The 14,180-nt window shown below is 66.6% G+C and carries 16 protein-coding genes; 8 read left to right on the forward strand and 8 right to left on the reverse strand.

Annotated features, from left to right (window positions below):
* The first annotated feature begins 7 nt into the window (after window positions 1-7).
* The 3 genes from P0D87_RS16720 (at window position 8) to panD (ending at window position 2,430) form a co-directional block, all read left to right on the forward strand.
* Window positions 8-883 (forward strand): segregation and condensation protein A, encoded by an 876-nt coding sequence (locus P0D87_RS16720; protein ID WP_029971130.1) that lies wholly within the window; start codon window positions 8-10, stop codon window positions 881-883.
* A gap of 273 nt (window positions 884-1,156) precedes the next feature.
* The gene (gene panC / locus P0D87_RS16725) at window positions 1,157-1,990 is read left to right on the forward strand and encodes a pantoate--beta-alanine ligase (protein WP_006048526.1); all 834 of its coding nucleotides are present in this window, start codon (window positions 1,157-1,159) and stop codon (window positions 1,988-1,990) included.
* 53 nt (window positions 1,991-2,043) lie between these two features.
* Entirely contained in the window at window positions 2,044-2,430 is a 387-nt protein-coding gene (panD, locus tag P0D87_RS16730) for an aspartate 1-decarboxylase (protein ID WP_053857680.1), read from the forward strand.
* Between the two features lie 60 nt (window positions 2,431-2,490).
* On the opposite strand, the gene P0D87_RS16735 is transcribed toward panD, so the two are convergent.
* A complete protein-coding gene (locus P0D87_RS16735; protein WP_006048528.1) occupies window positions 2,491-3,129 on the reverse strand; it encodes a ParA family protein in 639 nt (212 codons plus the stop codon).
* A gap of 257 nt (window positions 3,130-3,386) precedes the next feature.
* Here P0D87_RS16735 and P0D87_RS16740 point away from each other — a divergent pair, with 257 nt between their 5' ends.
* Window positions 3,387-3,806, forward strand: a complete 420-nt coding sequence (locus tag P0D87_RS16740) for a PaaI family thioesterase (protein WP_006048529.1) — start codon at window positions 3,387-3,389, stop codon at window positions 3,804-3,806.
* Window positions 3,807-3,952: 146 nt separating this feature from the next.
* On the opposite strand, the gene P0D87_RS16745 is transcribed toward P0D87_RS16740, so the two are convergent.
* Entirely contained in the window at window positions 3,953-4,369 is a 417-nt protein-coding gene (locus P0D87_RS16745) for a DoxX family protein (protein WP_053857679.1), read from the reverse strand.
* 159 nt (window positions 4,370-4,528) lie between these two features.
* Window positions 4,529-6,073 carry a cobyric acid synthase gene (locus P0D87_RS16750; RefSeq protein ID WP_408636959.1) on the reverse strand — a complete coding sequence of 515 codons (1,545 nt, stop codon included), beginning with the start codon at window positions 6,071-6,073 and terminating at the stop codon, window positions 4,529-4,531.
* Window positions 6,074-6,118: 45 nt separating this feature from the next.
* On the opposite strand from P0D87_RS16750, the gene cobU reads away from it, so the two are divergent.
* From cobU to P0D87_RS16770, 4 genes are read left to right on the forward strand one after another with little or no spacing between them, the layout of a single operon-like run.
* Window positions 6,119-6,673 carry a bifunctional adenosylcobinamide kinase/adenosylcobinamide-phosphate guanylyltransferase gene (gene cobU / locus P0D87_RS16755; RefSeq protein ID WP_053857678.1) on the forward strand — a complete coding sequence of 185 codons (555 nt, stop codon included), beginning with the start codon at window positions 6,119-6,121 and terminating at the stop codon, window positions 6,671-6,673.
* Window positions 6,673-7,608, forward strand: a complete 936-nt coding sequence (cbiB, locus tag P0D87_RS16760) for an adenosylcobinamide-phosphate synthase CbiB (protein ID WP_053857677.1) — start codon at window positions 6,673-6,675, stop codon at window positions 7,606-7,608. The genes cobU and cbiB overlap by 1 nt, the downstream gene beginning before the upstream one ends.
* Before the next feature lie 19 nt (window positions 7,609-7,627).
* On the forward strand, window positions 7,628-8,689 hold the full coding sequence (cobD, locus tag P0D87_RS16765) for a threonine-phosphate decarboxylase CobD (protein WP_053857676.1): 1,062 nt from the start codon (window positions 7,628-7,630) through the stop codon (window positions 8,687-8,689).
* Window positions 8,690-8,740: 51 nt separating this feature from the next.
* The gene (locus P0D87_RS16770) at window positions 8,741-9,661 is read left to right on the forward strand and encodes a cobalamin-binding protein (protein WP_053857675.1); all 921 of its coding nucleotides are present in this window, start codon (window positions 8,741-8,743) and stop codon (window positions 9,659-9,661) included.
* A gap of 64 nt (window positions 9,662-9,725) precedes the next feature.
* On the opposite strand, the gene cobC is transcribed toward P0D87_RS16770, so the two are convergent.
* The 5 genes from cobC to P0D87_RS16795 are packed head-to-tail and all read right to left on the reverse strand — an operon-like array spanning window position 9,726 to window position 14,171.
* A complete protein-coding gene (gene cobC, locus P0D87_RS16775; RefSeq protein ID WP_053857674.1) occupies window positions 9,726-10,316 on the reverse strand; it encodes an alpha-ribazole phosphatase in 591 nt (196 codons plus the stop codon).
* Entirely contained in the window at window positions 10,301-11,086 is a 786-nt protein-coding gene (locus P0D87_RS16780; protein ID WP_053857673.1) for an adenosylcobinamide-GDP ribazoletransferase, read from the reverse strand. Before P0D87_RS16780 ends, cobC begins: the two co-directional genes overlap by 16 nt.
* A gap of 47 nt (window positions 11,087-11,133) precedes the next feature.
* The gene (gene cobT, locus P0D87_RS16785; protein WP_053857672.1) at window positions 11,134-12,222 is read right to left on the reverse strand and encodes a nicotinate-nucleotide--dimethylbenzimidazole phosphoribosyltransferase; all 1,089 of its coding nucleotides are present in this window, start codon (window positions 12,220-12,222) and stop codon (window positions 11,134-11,136) included.
* Window positions 12,223-12,255: 33 nt separating this feature from the next.
* Window positions 12,256-13,110 carry an ABC transporter ATP-binding protein gene (locus P0D87_RS16790; RefSeq protein ID WP_053857671.1) on the reverse strand — a complete coding sequence of 285 codons (855 nt, stop codon included), beginning with the start codon at window positions 13,108-13,110 and terminating at the stop codon, window positions 12,256-12,258.
* Window positions 13,107-14,171: a FecCD family ABC transporter permease gene (locus tag P0D87_RS16795; RefSeq protein ID WP_053857670.1), complete on the reverse strand. Its 1,065-nt coding sequence runs from the start codon at window positions 14,169-14,171 to the stop codon at window positions 13,107-13,109. Before P0D87_RS16795 ends, P0D87_RS16790 begins: the two co-directional genes overlap by 4 nt.
* Window positions 14,172-14,180: the final 9 nt, after the last annotated feature.

Raw genomic sequence — 14,180 nt, forward strand, 5'->3', positions numbered from 1 at the left:
GCAACCGATGAGTCACGCCGACGAGGCACACGGCGCGCCGCCGGATTCGTCCGACGCCGCGCTTGCCGCGCCCGCCACCGATTCGACGCCGGACACCGTCGACGGCATTGCTTTCGCGCGCCTGTATGGCGAGCCGCTCTTCAAGCTGCCCACCGACCTGTACATCCCGCCGGACGCGCTCGAGGTGTTTCTCGAAACGTTCGAGGGACCGCTGGATCTGTTGCTCTACCTGATCCGCAAGCAGAACTTCAACGTGCTCGACATTCCGATGGCGGATGTCACGGTGCAATACCTCGGCTACGTCGACCAGTTGCGCCAGACCAATCTCGAACTGGCATCCGAATATCTGCTGATGGCGGCCATGCTGATCGAGATCAAGTCGCGCATGCTGCTGCCCGTCAAGAAAGTGGACAGCGGCGAGGAAGCCGAAGACCCGCGCGCCGAACTCGTGCGGCGCCTGCTCGAATACGAGCAGATGAAGCTCGCCGCGCAGCGCATCGACCAGTTGCCGCAACTCGGGCGCGACTTCCTGCGCGCCGAGGTCTATATCGAGCAAAGCATCACGCCGCGCTTTCCCGACGTGAACAGCGAAGACCTGCGCGCCGCGTGGGCCGACGTCATCAAGCGCGCGAAGCTCGTCCAGCATCACAAGATTTCGCGCGAGGAACTGTCCGTGCGCGAGCACATGAGCTCGATCCTGCGGCAATTGCAAAGCGCACGCTTCATGGAGTTCGCCGAGCTGTTCGATACCGGCAAGGGCGTGCCTGTGGTGGTGGTGAACTTCATCGCGGTGCTCGAGCTGTGCCGGGAATCGCTCGTCGAAATTACGCAGGCGGAGCCGTTCGCACCGATCTATGTGCGCCTCGCCTATTTGCCGGCCTGAGCGTCGCTTTCGGGCGGAAGCGCGGCCGTTGGGCCGGCCATTCGCCAGGCCGTTAGCGAAGCCATTCGCCAGCGGGGCCAGCATGGAAACCGCGGCGCCGCACCTCCCCATTTCGAGTGGCCGATCAGGCCTCATTTCGGTGCGTCGCGCCGGCAAATCCACTACAATCCCGCGCTTCGAACCTGTCATTACCAGTGAGGCCGCGGGCCGCGCAACCGGCCAGGCCGTTGCGTCAACCCAGTCTCGCGCCGCGCGAGGAATCCCTGTCCGATCATGAAAGTCATCAGCTCGATCCATGAATTGCGCGACCAGTTGCGCGGCCAGAATCGCACGGCCTTCGTGCCCACCATGGGCAATCTGCACGAGGGCCATCTGTCGCTGATGCGCCTCGCGCGCCAGCACGGCGATCCGGTGGTGGCGAGCATCTTCGTCAATCGTCTGCAGTTCGGGCCGAACGAGGATTTCGACAAATATCCGCGCACGCTCGAAGCCGACATCGAGAAGCTGCAGAAGGAAAACGTCTACGTGCTGTTCGCGCCGACCGAGCGCGATCTGTATCCGGAGCCGCAGGAGTATCGCGTGCATCCGCCGCACGATCTGGGCGACATCCTCGAGGGCGAATTCCGGCCGGGCTTTTTCCAGGGCGTGTGCACCGTCGTGATGAAGCTGATGTCGTGCGTGCAGCCGCGCGTCGCGGTGTTCGGCAAGAAGGATTACCAGCAGTTGATGATCGTGCGCCGCATGTGCCACCAGTTCGCGCTGCCGACCGACATCATCGCCGCCGAAACCGTGCGCGATGCCGACGGCCTCGCGCTCAGTTCGCGCAACCGCTTTTTGCAGGCGGCCGAGCGCGCCGAGGCGCCGATGCTGGCCGCCGAGCTCAATCGCGTGCGCGACGCGGTGCTCGCCGGCGAACACGACTTCGCGGCGCTCGAGCGCGCGGCGATGGCCGCGCTGAGCGCGCGCGGCTGGCAACCGGATTACGTCGCGGTGCGCAAGCGCTCGAATCTGCTGCCGCCGGGTCCGCAAGACGCGAACGCCGAACTTGTCGTGCTGGCGGCCGCCAAGCTTGGGTCGACCCGTCTTATCGACAACCTCGAAATCTGAAATTGCCTTAGGCGATTGGACTGCGCCTACGAGTCACAAGGGATTGACTAGCCATGCAACGCAACATGCTGAAGTCGAAGATTCACCGCGTCGCGGTCACGCATTGCGAGCTGCATTACGAAGGTTCGTGTGCGATCGACGAAGATCTGCTCGAAGCGGCGAATATTGTCGAAAACGAGCGGATCGACATCTGGAACATCAATAACGGCGAGCGTTTCTCGACGTACGCGATCAAGGGCGAGCGCGGCAGCGGCATGATTTCGCTGAACGGCTCGGCGGCGCGGCGCGCGCAACTGGGCGACCTCGTGATCATCGCGGCCTTCGCCGTGGTCGACGAAGCGGAACTGAAGGCGGGCTGGAAGCCGGACCTGGTTTTCGTCGACGAAAACAACAAGGTCAAGGGTAGCCGCGACCACGTGCCTACGCAGAACTGGACCTGAGAAAGCCGCGGGCGGCGTCGCCCGGCCTAAGATTGCCACGCCGCCCAGCCCCGCAATCGCTCAACCCTTCCTCGCGGCGCCGTTCGTCCATTCGATGATCGGCTGCCACTGCTCCAGATCCTTCTCCACGCGGCTTTTCGCGACGTCCCACAGCGTCAGGCCGTGCGCCGCGAGCTGCACGTAATTCTGCGTGTCGCGCAAATAGCCGAGCACCGGCAGCTTCAATCCCTCGACGAAACGGTGCAATTGCTCCGCGGAGCGCGTGCGCGCGTCGACCCGCATGCCGACCACGCCGATCTCGATCGCGCCTTTCCTGACGGCCTTCTCCTTGGCCAAGCGCTCCAGAAAATCCTGCGTGGCGAGGATGTCGAACATGGATGGCTGCAGCGGCACGATCACCTTGTCCGCCAGTTCCAGCGCGACGTTCATGCGATTGCCGTGCAGGCCGGCGGGCGTGTCGACGATCGCGTGCTCGAGCCCCTTCGGCGGCCTGGCAGGCGTCTCCGGGTTGACTTCCCACGTTTCGATGGCGGGCAACGTGTCGGGCCGCAACGACAGCCACGCATGCGCCGACTGCTGCTTGTCCAGATCCGCGAGCGCCACCCACTCGCCGTTTGCGGCGAAATAGCCGGCCAGATTCGTCGACAGCGTGCTTTTGCCCACGCCGCCCTTCGGATTCGCCACCACGATTACCGTCATGAATACTCCCGGAAAGAAGGCTGGGCGCTGCCAGCCGGTTTGCCGCTGTGTGTCTTCAACTGTATGCGTCGGATTTTGCCCTGCTGCCCTGCTGCCCTGCTGTCCTGCTGCCGCGCCGATGTGCCGATTTGCCTGGGCTTCAGTCCGCGCGCCGATCCAGCCGTTGATAATATCGACAAATGCAGCGAGGCCGAAGCCCCCGAATGGCTAATCGGCGTCGTCCGTCAGCGAATCCATCCTTCGAGGAAGCCACCGCCATGAGCAAGCTCCGTCCGGAATACACCGTCGAACGCCTGCACGAACGCCAGAAGGGCAAGCTGCCCGGCTTGCTGGGCGTGCGTGTGCTGTCGCTGGATCAAGGCATGTTGAGCGCGGAGTTGACCGTGCGCGAGGAACTGCTCGCGCCGAACGGCTTTCTGCACGCGGCCACGGTGATCGGGCTCGCGGACACCGCCTGCGGCTACGCGTGCCTCGCGCATCTGCCGGAGACGGCGCGCAATTTCACGACGGTCGAGCTGAAAAGCAACTTCCTCGGCACGGCCACAGAGGGCATCATCCGCGCGGTGGCGAAAGGCGCGCACCTCGGCCGCAGTACGCAGGTTTGGGACGCGACGGTGAGCGATGCGAACGGCAAGACGATTGCGTTGTTTCGCTGCACGCAGATCGTGTTGTATTGAGGGGTTGGAGAAGGAGCAGGCACGCGACTGTCGCGCTTGCGATGCAAAAAAGCACGCGACCTGACGGTGCGTGCTTTTTGAAATGCTGCCTGGATGGGCTCAAGGGGCGCCGGCTAAAGGCGGCGGCGCCCACGCCCCGCCGCACCTCAGGCAACCACCGCCCGCGGCGCCTTCACGCCGCCCAGCGCGAACGCGCCACTGCCGAGCAACGACTGCACGACGAGCGTCACCGCCCAGAACGCCGGATATTCCCAGCCGCCGTGCGGCGAGCCGAATCCCCAGCCGTTGTGCCAATGCGCGGAGACTGCGCCGAGCATAAACGGCAGCAGCACGAGCGCTACCCAGCGCACCTGCACGCCGAGCAACAGCGCAATCCCGCCGATCAGTTCGACGAACGTCGTCACATAAGCCAGCCATCCCGGCAAGCCGAGCGAGACGAAGAACTGCGCGGTGCCGGGTAGCGTGAACACAAAAATCTTTTGCAGGCTGTGCGCGAGGTACAGCACGCCGAGGGCGACGCGCAAGATCAAAGCCGCCAGATCGGCGGAGCGGTTCGGGTTCATGACGGGATCCTTGGTGAGAGGTGGGAGACGGCTTGGACGAAGCCGGTCGATGTCCGCCACTCTATTCGAACCACCACGCACGAAAAACCGTCGATTTCGCTTTGATTATTTCCTGCCGCGATGCAGTCGGCGGCCGCGTCCTTTCAAGCGCAACCGCCGTCAAGCCATCGCCGCCATCAATTTCCCGAGATCCAAGTGCTCCGCCAGCGTATCGGCCAGCCGATCCAGCGACGCTTCGCGCAGCGCCGGATAATCGATCGCCGCGGCATCGCTCAGCCCGGCCCACGCCAGGAGCGCCGCGCACGCGGCCGGCGTGTCGAACAGGCCGTGCACGTAGGTCGCGAGAATCTGGCCATCCACGGACAGCGCGCCGTCGGGACGCGACTCGTCCGCTTGCCCGAGGCGCAGCGCCGGCGAGTCGAGCGCAGGACCGTGCGTCTCGCCCATATGAATTTCATAGCCCGCGACTTCGGGCGAACCAGGCAGCGCCAGGCGGCCGCTAACATTCTTGAGCGTCTTCTCGCACGTCAGCACCGTCGAGTAATCGAGCCAGCCCAGCCCCGCCGACGTCCCCGGCGCGCCTTCCACGCCATGCGGGTCCGCCACCTCGCGCCCCAACATCTGCATGCCGCCGCAGATGCCGATCACCCGGCCGCCGTAGCGCAAATGCCGCTCGAGCACCGCGTCCCAGCCTTGCTCGCGCAGGAACGCGAGATCGCCGGGCACGTTCTTCGAACCCGGCAGAATGATCAGATCGGCGGGCGGCGGCGCCATGCCGCTTCGCACGTAATGAAAATCGACCTGCGGATGCGCGCGCAGCGCGTCGAAATCCGTGTGATTGCTGATATGCGGCAGCACCGGCACGACGACCCGCAACGTGCGCGTGGCGTCGCCGCGCTGCGCCGCGCGCAACTCGGGCGGCAGCATGTCCTCGGCGTCGAGCGTGAGGCCGTGCAGATACGGGAGCACGCCGAGCACCGGCTTGCCGGTCTTTGCTTCGAGCCAGTCGAGCCCCGGCTGCAGCAGTCCGATATCGCCGCGAAAACGGTTGATGATGAAACCGCGCACGCGCGCCTGCTCGCTCGCCGACAGGCACGCGAGCGTCCCGGTGAGATGCGCGAAGACCCCGCCCCGGTCGATGTCCGCCACCAGCACGACCGGACAGTCGACCGCTTCGGCAAAACCCATGTTGGCGATGTCGCGATCGCGCAGATTGATCTCGGCCGGACTGCCCGCCCCTTCCACAAAGATCGTGTCGTAGGCCGCTTGCAGCCGCGCATATGACTCGAGCACCGCCTCGAACGCGACCGGCTTGTAGTCGTGATACGCGCGGGCGTCGAGATTCATGCGCGCCTTGCCGTGGATGATCACCTGCGCGCCGCGATCGCTCGTCGGCTTGAGCAGCACGGGGTTCAGATCGGTGTGCGCGGCGATGCCGGCGGCCACCGCCTGCAGCGCCTGCGCGCGCCCGATCTCGCCGCCGTCGACGGTGACCGCACTGTTGAGCGCCATGTTCTGCGGCTTGAACGGCGCGACGCGCACGCCCGCGCGCCGCGCGAGCCGGCACAGGCCGGCGACGAGCGTGCTCTTGCCCGCATCGGACGTGGTGCCCTGGATCATCAGCGTGCCGCGCGGCATGAAGACGGCGTCATGCGGGATCGAATGAATGCTCACGGGAAGGTTGGATTCGGTGGGGAAACGCATTATCCCATCGCGCCGACCCGCGCTGCACGCCGGTACAATCACGCGATGATTTCCCGCGACCTCACCTTCGTCATCGGCGGCGCGCGCTCCGGCAAGAGCGTGCACGCGGAACAGCTCGCCAGTCAAAGCGCGCTGCCCGTCACCTACATCGCGACGGCACGCGTCACCGGCGACGCCGAATTCAGCGCGCGCATCGCGCATCATCGCGCGCGGCGTCCCGCGCACTGGCGCCTGCTCGAAGCGGACGTCGACCTCGCGGGCGCGGTGTCGAAGGCGGACGCGCCCGGGCATTGCACGCTGATCGACTGCCTGACGCTGTGGCTCGCCAACCTGCTATGTCCCGCCGACGGCGACGCGCTCCCGCCCGCTCAAACTCAGGCCCACATCGAAGCGCTCGAGGCCGCGCTCGCCAACGCTCGCGGCAAGGTCATCGCGGTCAGCAACGAAATTGGTCTCGGCGTCGTGCCGCTCGGCGCGGCCACGCGTCTATACGTCGATGAACTCGGGCGGCTCAATCAACGTATCGCGGCCCTCTCCACGCAGGCCACGATGATGGTCGCCGGCCTGCCGCTGTCGCTCAAAACCGCGGGCGGCGCGTGATGCTGTCGCTTCCTCTCATCGTGACGCTCGCCACCGCGGGCGTGGCCGTCGACCGTTGGATCGGCGAGCCGAGCGGCGCGCATCCGCTGGTCGGCTTCGGCAAATGGGCGGCGCGCCTCGAAACGCACTACAACCGTGGCCGGCGCTTGCGGCTCAAGGGCTTGCTCGCGTGGTCGCTGGCTGTGTTGCCGCCGGTGCTGGTCGCCTGGTGGCTCGTCGCCGTGCTGCCGTTTTTTGCGGCGTGCGCCGTGCACGTCGCACTGCTGTGGTTCGCGCTCGGCGCGCGCAGCCTGCACGATCACATCGAACCGATCGCGCGAGCGCTCGCGCAGCGCGACCTCGGCGAGGCGCGCTTGCTGACGGCGCGGATCGTCTCGCGCGAAACCGCCAATGCCGACGAAGCCGCGCTGTCGCGTGCCGCCGTCGAATCGGCGCTGGAAAACGGCAACGACGCGATTTTCGGCGCGCTCTTCTGGTTCGCGATCGCGGGCGGCCCCGGCGCGCTCGGCTTTCGCCTCGCCAACACGCTCGACGCCATGTGGGGTTATCGCACGCCGCGCTATTTGCGCTTCGGCTGGGCCGCCGCGCGCCTCGACGACGTGCTCAACTGGATTCCCGCGCGCCTCACCGCCGCGAGCTACGCGCTGCTCGGCGACACGCGCACCGCGTGGCGCTGCTGGCGCGAGCAGGCGCCGCGCTGGGACAGTCCGAACGCCGGCCCGGTGATGGCCTCGGGCGCGGGCAGTCTGAACGTGCTGATCGGCGGGCCCGCGGTTTATAACGGCATGCTCGAACATCGGCCGACGCTCGGCTTCGGTCATCCCGCGAAGGCCGCTCACATCACGGCCGCGCTGATGCTGGTCGAGCGCACGGTGATCCTGTGGCTCGCGGTGCTGATCGTGCTGGCCTTGCTGAGCGTGCCCCTGCATGTCTGAGCGCATCGCCGAATCCCGCATGCGTCATGACGCGTCGCCCGACACGGCTTCTCATGCGTCGGCTGGCGCGCTCATCACGCATGGCGGCAATCTGCACGAAGCGGCCGAGCGCTATCGCATTCCGTACGATCAGTGGCTGGATTTGTCGACGGGCATCAATCCGCACGGCTATCCGGTGCCGCCCGTTCCCGCCGACGCATGGCGCCGCCTGCCCGACGATGGCGACGATCTCGCCGCCTGCGCCGCGCGCTACTACGGCGCGCCCGACGCGGCGCACGTGTTGCCGGTGGCGGGAAGCCAGGCGGCAATTCGCGCGCTGCCGGCGTTACTGCCGCGCGCGCAGGCCGGCGTCGCGGCGCTCACGTACAGCGAATACGCACCCGCGTTCGAGCGGGCCGGGCATCGCGTCATGTCGCTCGATATTTCCTGCGACGTGCTGCCCGAGACGCTCACGCATGCAATCGTTGTGAATCCGAACAATCCGACGGCCGAGCATTTGAGCGCCGCGAGGCTGCTCGCCTGGCATGCTCAACTGAGCGCGCGCGGCGGCACACTGCTCGTCGACGAAGCCTTCGCCGATACGATGCCCGCCGCTTCGCTCGCAGCGCACGCGAATCGCGAAGGGTTGATCGTGTTGCGCTCGCCTGGCAAGTTCTTCGGCCTCGCGGGTGTGCGCGCCGGTTTCGTGCTCGCCGCGCCCGCCGTGCTCGACAGCTTGCGCCGCGCGCTCGGCGCGTGGACGGTCAGCGGCCCCGCGCGTCATGCCGTGAAAGCGGCGTTCGCGGACCGCGCGTGGCAACAGCAGATGCGCTCACGGCTCGTCGCGGACAGCGCACGTCTCGTCGACATGTTGCAAGCCCACGGCATTCGCACGCGCGCCACGCCGCTCTTCGCCTGGACCGACGACGCACGCGCCGCGGCCTTGCATCAGGCATTGGCCACGCGCGGCGTGTGGACGCGGCTCTTTGCATCGTCAGGTAGCGTGCGGTTCGGCTTGCCTGCAACCGAAGCGGAATGGGCGCGGCTGCAAGAGAGCCTGCGCGCCGCGATCGATATGATCGGCGCTGCGGGCGCCGCCTGATTCTTCGACCGTTGCCATGCCGACGCGCCACCGAACACGATCTCCCAACCGATGACTCAATCAGTGCGCCGTGCCCGCCTCACCTTCGCCGCCATGTTGATCACCGCGGCACTGCCGGCGCGAGCCGGCATCACCGTGACCGACGATACCGGCGCGGTCGTCACCCTGCCCGCCGCAGCGCAACGCGTGATCAGCGTCGCGCCGCACGTCACCGAGCTTTTATATGCGGCCGGCGGCGGCTCGAAAATCGTCGGCGCCGTGTCGTACAGCGACTATCCGCCCGAGGCAAAGCAACTGCCGCGCGTCGGCGATAACAAGTCGCTCGATCTCGAACGCATTGTCGCGTTGAAGCCCGATCTGATCGTGGTGTGGCGGCACGGCAATGCGCAACGTCAGCTCGACCGTTTGCGCGAATTGCACATACCGTTGTTCTTCAGCGAGCCGCATCGCCTGGACGATATTGCCGTTTCGCTGACGAAGCTCGGCCAGTTGCTCGGCACCTCGTCCACTGCGGATGCAGCCGCGGCCGCATATCGGCGCGACATCGCGAACCTGCGCGCGCAGTACGCGAAACGGCCGGCTGTGAGTGTGTTCTATCAGGTGTGGGATCAACCGTTGATGACGCTCAACGGCGAACACATGGTCAGCGACGTGATCGCGCTATGCGGCGGGCGCAACGTGTTCGCGGCGCTTCAACCGCTCGTGCCCACGGTGTCGACGGAAGCCGTGCTCGCCGCCAATCCCGAAGCGATCGTCACGGCCGCGCCCGGCGCGACGAAACCGGATACCACGTTGCCGCAATTGAGCGCATGGCGCGCGTGGCCGCGTCTATCGGCGGTGGCGCACGACAACCTGTTCGCCATCGACGGGGATGTGATCAATCGGCCCACGCCGCGCATCGTGCAGGGCGCGACGCGGCTGTGCGAGGACCTTGAACTCGCGCGCTCGCGCAGAAAGCAGAACGCGCAGTAACGCTCGATGCGGGAAGCGCGGCAAAGCGTGAACAAAGCATCAGCAAGCAAACATCGCCAAGCGCTCACGCATTCCACTTCACGAGCGACCACGGCTCGCCGTCACCGCCGCGGCGCAGCCAGACGATGGCGCCGGTTTCAAGCGACCATCGCAAGCAGCGTTCGAGCGGCAGGTCGAGCGCCAGCGACGCAATCGCGCGCATGACGCCGGCATGCGTGACCACATACGCAGGCGAGAGCTCGCGCGTTTGCGCGTACGCGTCGAACCATGCACGCACTCGAACGACGAATTGCGCGACGCTTTCGCCGCCATGCGCTCGCGCGTGCTCGAAGTTCGAAGCCCAGTCGTCGAGCAATTCGCGATCGATCGAGTCCCAGCGGCGCTCTTCCCACGCGCCGAAATTCATTTCCTTCAGCCGGTCGTCGTGGCTCAGCACGCAGCCGAAATCGTTGGCCATTTCGACGGCGAGCGCCGAGCAGCGCGTCAACGGACTCGACATCACGACGCGCGGCGCGGGCACCTGCAAACCGGCAAGCCTGAGCGCAAGCGCGGCCGACGACACATCAGCCGCCTCGGCGAGCGCCACATCGCTGTGGCCGTAGCACACGCCCGCGTCGAGCGCGACTGCGGGGTGACGGATCAGAACGAGGTCCATGCGAGCCCCACCAGATAGATGCTCAGTTCAAAGATCTGCTGCGCGAAGCCGAGGCAATCGCCGGTATAGCCGCCGATGCGCCGCACGAAGTAGCGGCCCATCGCAAAGCGCAGCACCAGCAGCACGGCAAGCGTCGCGCAGGCGAAGCGCCAATCGGGCATGAGCAGTCCGTGCGGACCATCGGGCCACAGCAGCCACGGCAATCCGAACACCGCCGCGCACAGCAGCGCGATGCCGCTCAGGCGTTGCGCGACCGGTTTTGCCTTGCCCTCCGCGCGCACGTAGTCGAGCGTCGCCAGATAGCTGATCGCGCATGCACGGCTCGCCGCATGGGCCGCAATCATCAGACTGGCGGCGCGCATCGGCGGCAACGCGGCGAGCGTCTGCCACTTGAGCGCGAGCGCGATCACCAGCGCGATTGCGCCAAATGCGCCGATGCGCGAGTCATGCATGATGCGCAAAACATCGTCGCGCGCATAGGCGCCACCGAACGCATCGACGCAATCGGCGAGACCGTCCTCGTGAAATGCGCCGGTAACCAGCAACGTCGACGCCATCGACAGCAACACCGCGACGCCCGCCGGAAACACACGCAGCGCAGCGAGATAGACGAGCGCGCCGACGCCGCCGATCAGCGCGCCGACGAGCGGAAAGTAACGCGCCGCCGCATTCAGATAATGCGGTTCATAGCCGACCCATCGCGGCACGGGCACGCGCGTGAAATAGCCGAGCGCGGTGAAGAAGTAGCGCAATTCCGCCAGCGGGTTCATGGGTGCGTCGTCGCGTGCATGGGTTTGAAAAGCATGCCGAGGATCGCTCAGGCTTCGCGATTCGCGACGCCGGCCGATTCGAAGCTCGCCATCTCGTTGATGAACGCGCAGGCCGCGCGCAGCAGCGGCACGGCGAGCGCAGCACCCGTGCCTTCGCCGAGCCGCATGTCGAGCGCGAGCAATGGCGTGGCGCCGAAATGATCGAGCATGCGCCGGTGCCCCGCTTCATTCGACGCATGGGCGAACACGCAGTGCTCGCGCACGTTCGGCGCAATGGCGTTTGCGACCAGCAGCGCCGAACTCGCAATGAAGCCGTCGACCAGAATCGTCATGCGCGCCTGCGCCGCCGCGAGATAGGCGCCCGCCATCATCGCGATTTCGAAGCCGCCGAAGGTGGCGAGCACATCGAGCGGATTGTGCCGATTGTGCCGATCGTGCGGATCATGCGATGCACCGTGATGCGCGAGCGCCGCCGCCAGCACGTTGCGCTTTTTCGCGAGCCCCGCGTCGTCGAGACCGGTGCCGCGGCCCACGCACTCGTCAATCGGCACGCCGCACAAACGGCTCATCAGACACGCCGCCGCCGACGTGTTCGCAATGCCCATTTCGCCAAAGCCGATCACATTGCTGCCGAGCGCCGCGTGATGCCGCGCGCGCGCGGCGCCGGCGTGCATTGCGGCGAGCGCCTGGTCACGCGTCATCGCCGGTTCGTGCGCGAAATTGCGCGTGCCCGCTGCAATCGGAATGTCGATGAGGCCGTCCGTGTGCGGCAGCGGCGTGGCGATACCGGCGTTCACGACTTCGAGTTCGACGTCCGCGACGCGGCTCAACGCATTGACCGCCGCGCCGCCCGCGAGAAAATTCGCGACCATCTGCGCGGTCACCGCTTGTGGATAGGGGCTCACGCCTTCAGCGGCAACGCCATGATCGCCGGCGAATACGATCAGCGCGGGTCGTTGTACCGTGGGACGCGTGCTGCGCTGGATCAGGCCCATCTGACACGCGAGCGTTTCAAGCTGGCCGAGACTGCCGGGCGGCTTCGTCTTCGTATCGATGATGTGCTGAAGCTCGGCGCGCAACGTCTCATCGAGCGGTTCAACTTCGGACAATGCGGACAAGCCTGGCGTGGAAGTCATGAGTTCGTGAAGATAGATGATGTTGTGGTCTGGCTACCGGCTTGCCGATGTGTCATGAACCGAAGACGATTCATGACGTGAACGCGGCGCGGGAATCAGTGCTTCGTGCTCGCCATCGCGGATCAGTATCAGCGGATAGCCGAATACGCGGCTCGTCAACGCGGGCGTCAGTACATCGTGGGCGGGACCCGCATAGGCAGCGCCCGCGCCGTCCAGAAGCAGCGCGTGCGTCGCGAACCGGCGCGCGAGATTCAGGTCGTGACAGGAAAACAGAACCGTGCGTCCCGGCTCGCGTGTCCATTCGCTCAGCGCTTCCAGGCACTCTATCTGATGATGCAAGTCCAGATGCGACAGCGGTTCATCGAGCAGCAACAGCGGCGCTTGCTGGCACAGCACCCCGGCGAGCGAGACACGCTGACGTTCGCCGCCTGAGAGCGACAGCACGTCGCGCGCGGCGAGTTCGGTGAGGCCGAGCACATCGAGCGCGGCGTGCGCCGCCTCGCGATCGGCCTCGCGCTCCCAGCCCCAGCCGGTCAGATGCGGAAAGCGGTTGAGCATGACGATGTCGAGCACGCTTGCGCTGAAAGCGTCGGGCGCGCTTTGCGGCATCAACGCGCGACGCTGCGCAAGCTGCTGACCATGCCAGCGAGCAAGCGGCACGCCGTCGAGTTCGACATGTCCCGCCGACGGTTGCTTCAAGCCGGCTAACGTCGATAGAAGCGTCGTCTTGCCCGCGCCGTTCGGTCCAGCCACGCACCAGATCTCGCCGGGATAGAACGTATGCGTGAAGGCGTCGAGCAAGGTGCGTGCGCCGGCACGCAAGGTCACGCGTTGCGCGCTGAGCGCGGGCTGAGCCTGGTTGGAGGTGTGATGGGAGGCGTGCATCATCGGCCGGCGCGCAGCAGCATCCACAGAAACACGGGCACGCCGATGATCGACGTGATCACGCCGACCGGCAATTGCGCCGGCGCGATCACGAGGCGTGCGATCAGGTCCGCGCCCATCACCGCGACGCCGCCGCCGAGCGCCGCGGCGGGCAGCAGCATGCGCTGGTCGTTGCCGAACGCGAGCCGCAGCACATGCGGCACGACGAGCCCGACGAAGCCGATGGTGCCCGCCGTCGTCACGGCCGCAGCCGCCGCGAGCGAGGCCGCGAGATAGACGCGCAAGCGCAGCGGCATGACCGCCACGCCGAGCGCTTCTGCGACGGCGTCGCCTCGCAAAAGCACGTTCAGACGCGGCGCAACCGGCACGATGACAACTACAACGACCACGAGCGCCGCAAGCGCCGTCCACGGCATCGCATTGCCGTTGAGGTCGCCGGTGAGCCAGAACAGCATGCCGCGCAGACGATTGTCGGGCGCGAGGTTCAGCAGCAACGTGATCAACGCGCCCCAACCCGCCGCGATGACCGCGCCGGTCAACAGCAAACGCGGCGACGTGTCCTGTGGCTCGCCGCGCCACAACTCGCGGCGCGCGAGACCGAGCACGAGCAGAATCGATACGAATGCGCCTGCGAACGCGGACGCATCGACGAGCCACCACGCGCTGCCGGCGATCATCGCGATCAGCGCGAAGCTCGCGGCCCCGCCCGATACGCCCAACACGTACGGCTCCGCGAGCGGATTGCGCAACAGCACTTGCAGCAGCGCACCGGCCATCGCGAGCAATGCGCCGCACGCGAAACCGGCTAATGCGCGCGGCAAGCGCAGCGTGCGGACGATCTCGCCGGCGAGATCCTCGGAGGCGCTTGCAGAGCCGGACGCGGACGCATGCAACGGCGACAGCGCCTCGATCACGCGCGCGGGCGCGAGCGAGACGCTGCCCAGCGCCAGCGACGCCATCAGCACGACCAGCGCGGCGAGCGCGAGCACGAGCCAGATTGCCGCGGCGCGCTTCGCGGTCATCGCGTGCAATGCGGCGGGCAACGAACCTGGATGACGACTCATCGGCGCGCT

Origin of the sequence: Paraburkholderia sp. RL17-368-BIF-A (genome assembly GCF_046054045.1) — a bacterium.
Classification (GTDB): domain Bacteria; phylum Pseudomonadota; class Gammaproteobacteria; order Burkholderiales; family Burkholderiaceae; genus Paraburkholderia; species Paraburkholderia graminis.

Bases quoted from the DNA above. Each gene is read 5' to 3' on its own strand.
- P0D87_RS16720 (WP_029971130.1), top strand. From the start codon at position 8: ATGAGTCACGCCGACGAGGCACACGGCGCGCCGCCGGATTCGTCCGAC.
- panC (WP_006048526.1), top strand. From the start codon at position 1,157: ATGAAAGTCATCAGCTCGATCCATGAATTGCGCGACCAGTTGCGCGGC.
- panD (WP_053857680.1), top strand. From the start codon at position 2,044: ATGCAACGCAACATGCTGAAGTCGAAGATTCACCGCGTCGCGGTCACG.
- P0D87_RS16735 (WP_006048528.1), bottom strand. From the start codon at position 3,129: ATGACGGTAATCGTGGTGGCGAATCCGAAGGGCGGCGTGGGCAAAAGC.
- P0D87_RS16740 (WP_006048529.1), top strand. From the start codon at position 3,387: ATGAGCAAGCTCCGTCCGGAATACACCGTCGAACGCCTGCACGAACGC.
- P0D87_RS16745 (WP_053857679.1), bottom strand. From the start codon at position 4,369: ATGAACCCGAACCGCTCCGCCGATCTGGCGGCTTTGATCTTGCGCGTC.
- P0D87_RS16750 (WP_408636959.1), bottom strand. From the start codon at position 6,073: ATGCGTTTCCCCACCGAATCCAACCTTCCCGTGAGCATTCATTCGATC.
- cobU (WP_053857678.1), top strand. From the start codon at position 6,119: ATGATTTCCCGCGACCTCACCTTCGTCATCGGCGGCGCGCGCTCCGGC.
- cbiB (WP_053857677.1), top strand. From the start codon at position 6,673: ATGCTGTCGCTTCCTCTCATCGTGACGCTCGCCACCGCGGGCGTGGCC.
- cobD (WP_053857676.1), top strand. From the start codon at position 7,628: ATGCGTCATGACGCGTCGCCCGACACGGCTTCTCATGCGTCGGCTGGC.
- P0D87_RS16770 (WP_053857675.1), top strand. From the start codon at position 8,741: ATGACTCAATCAGTGCGCCGTGCCCGCCTCACCTTCGCCGCCATGTTG.
- cobC (WP_053857674.1), bottom strand. From the start codon at position 10,316: ATGGACCTCGTTCTGATCCGTCACCCCGCAGTCGCGCTCGACGCGGGC.
- P0D87_RS16780 (WP_053857673.1), bottom strand. From the start codon at position 11,086: ATGAACCCGCTGGCGGAATTGCGCTACTTCTTCACCGCGCTCGGCTAT.
- cobT (WP_053857672.1), bottom strand. From the start codon at position 12,222: ATGACTTCCACGCCAGGCTTGTCCGCATTGTCCGAAGTTGAACCGCTC.
- P0D87_RS16790 (WP_053857671.1), bottom strand. From the start codon at position 13,110: ATGATGCACGCCTCCCATCACACCTCCAACCAGGCTCAGCCCGCGCTC.
- P0D87_RS16795 (WP_053857670.1), bottom strand. From the start codon at position 14,171: ATGAGTCGTCATCCAGGTTCGTTGCCCGCCGCATTGCACGCGATGACC.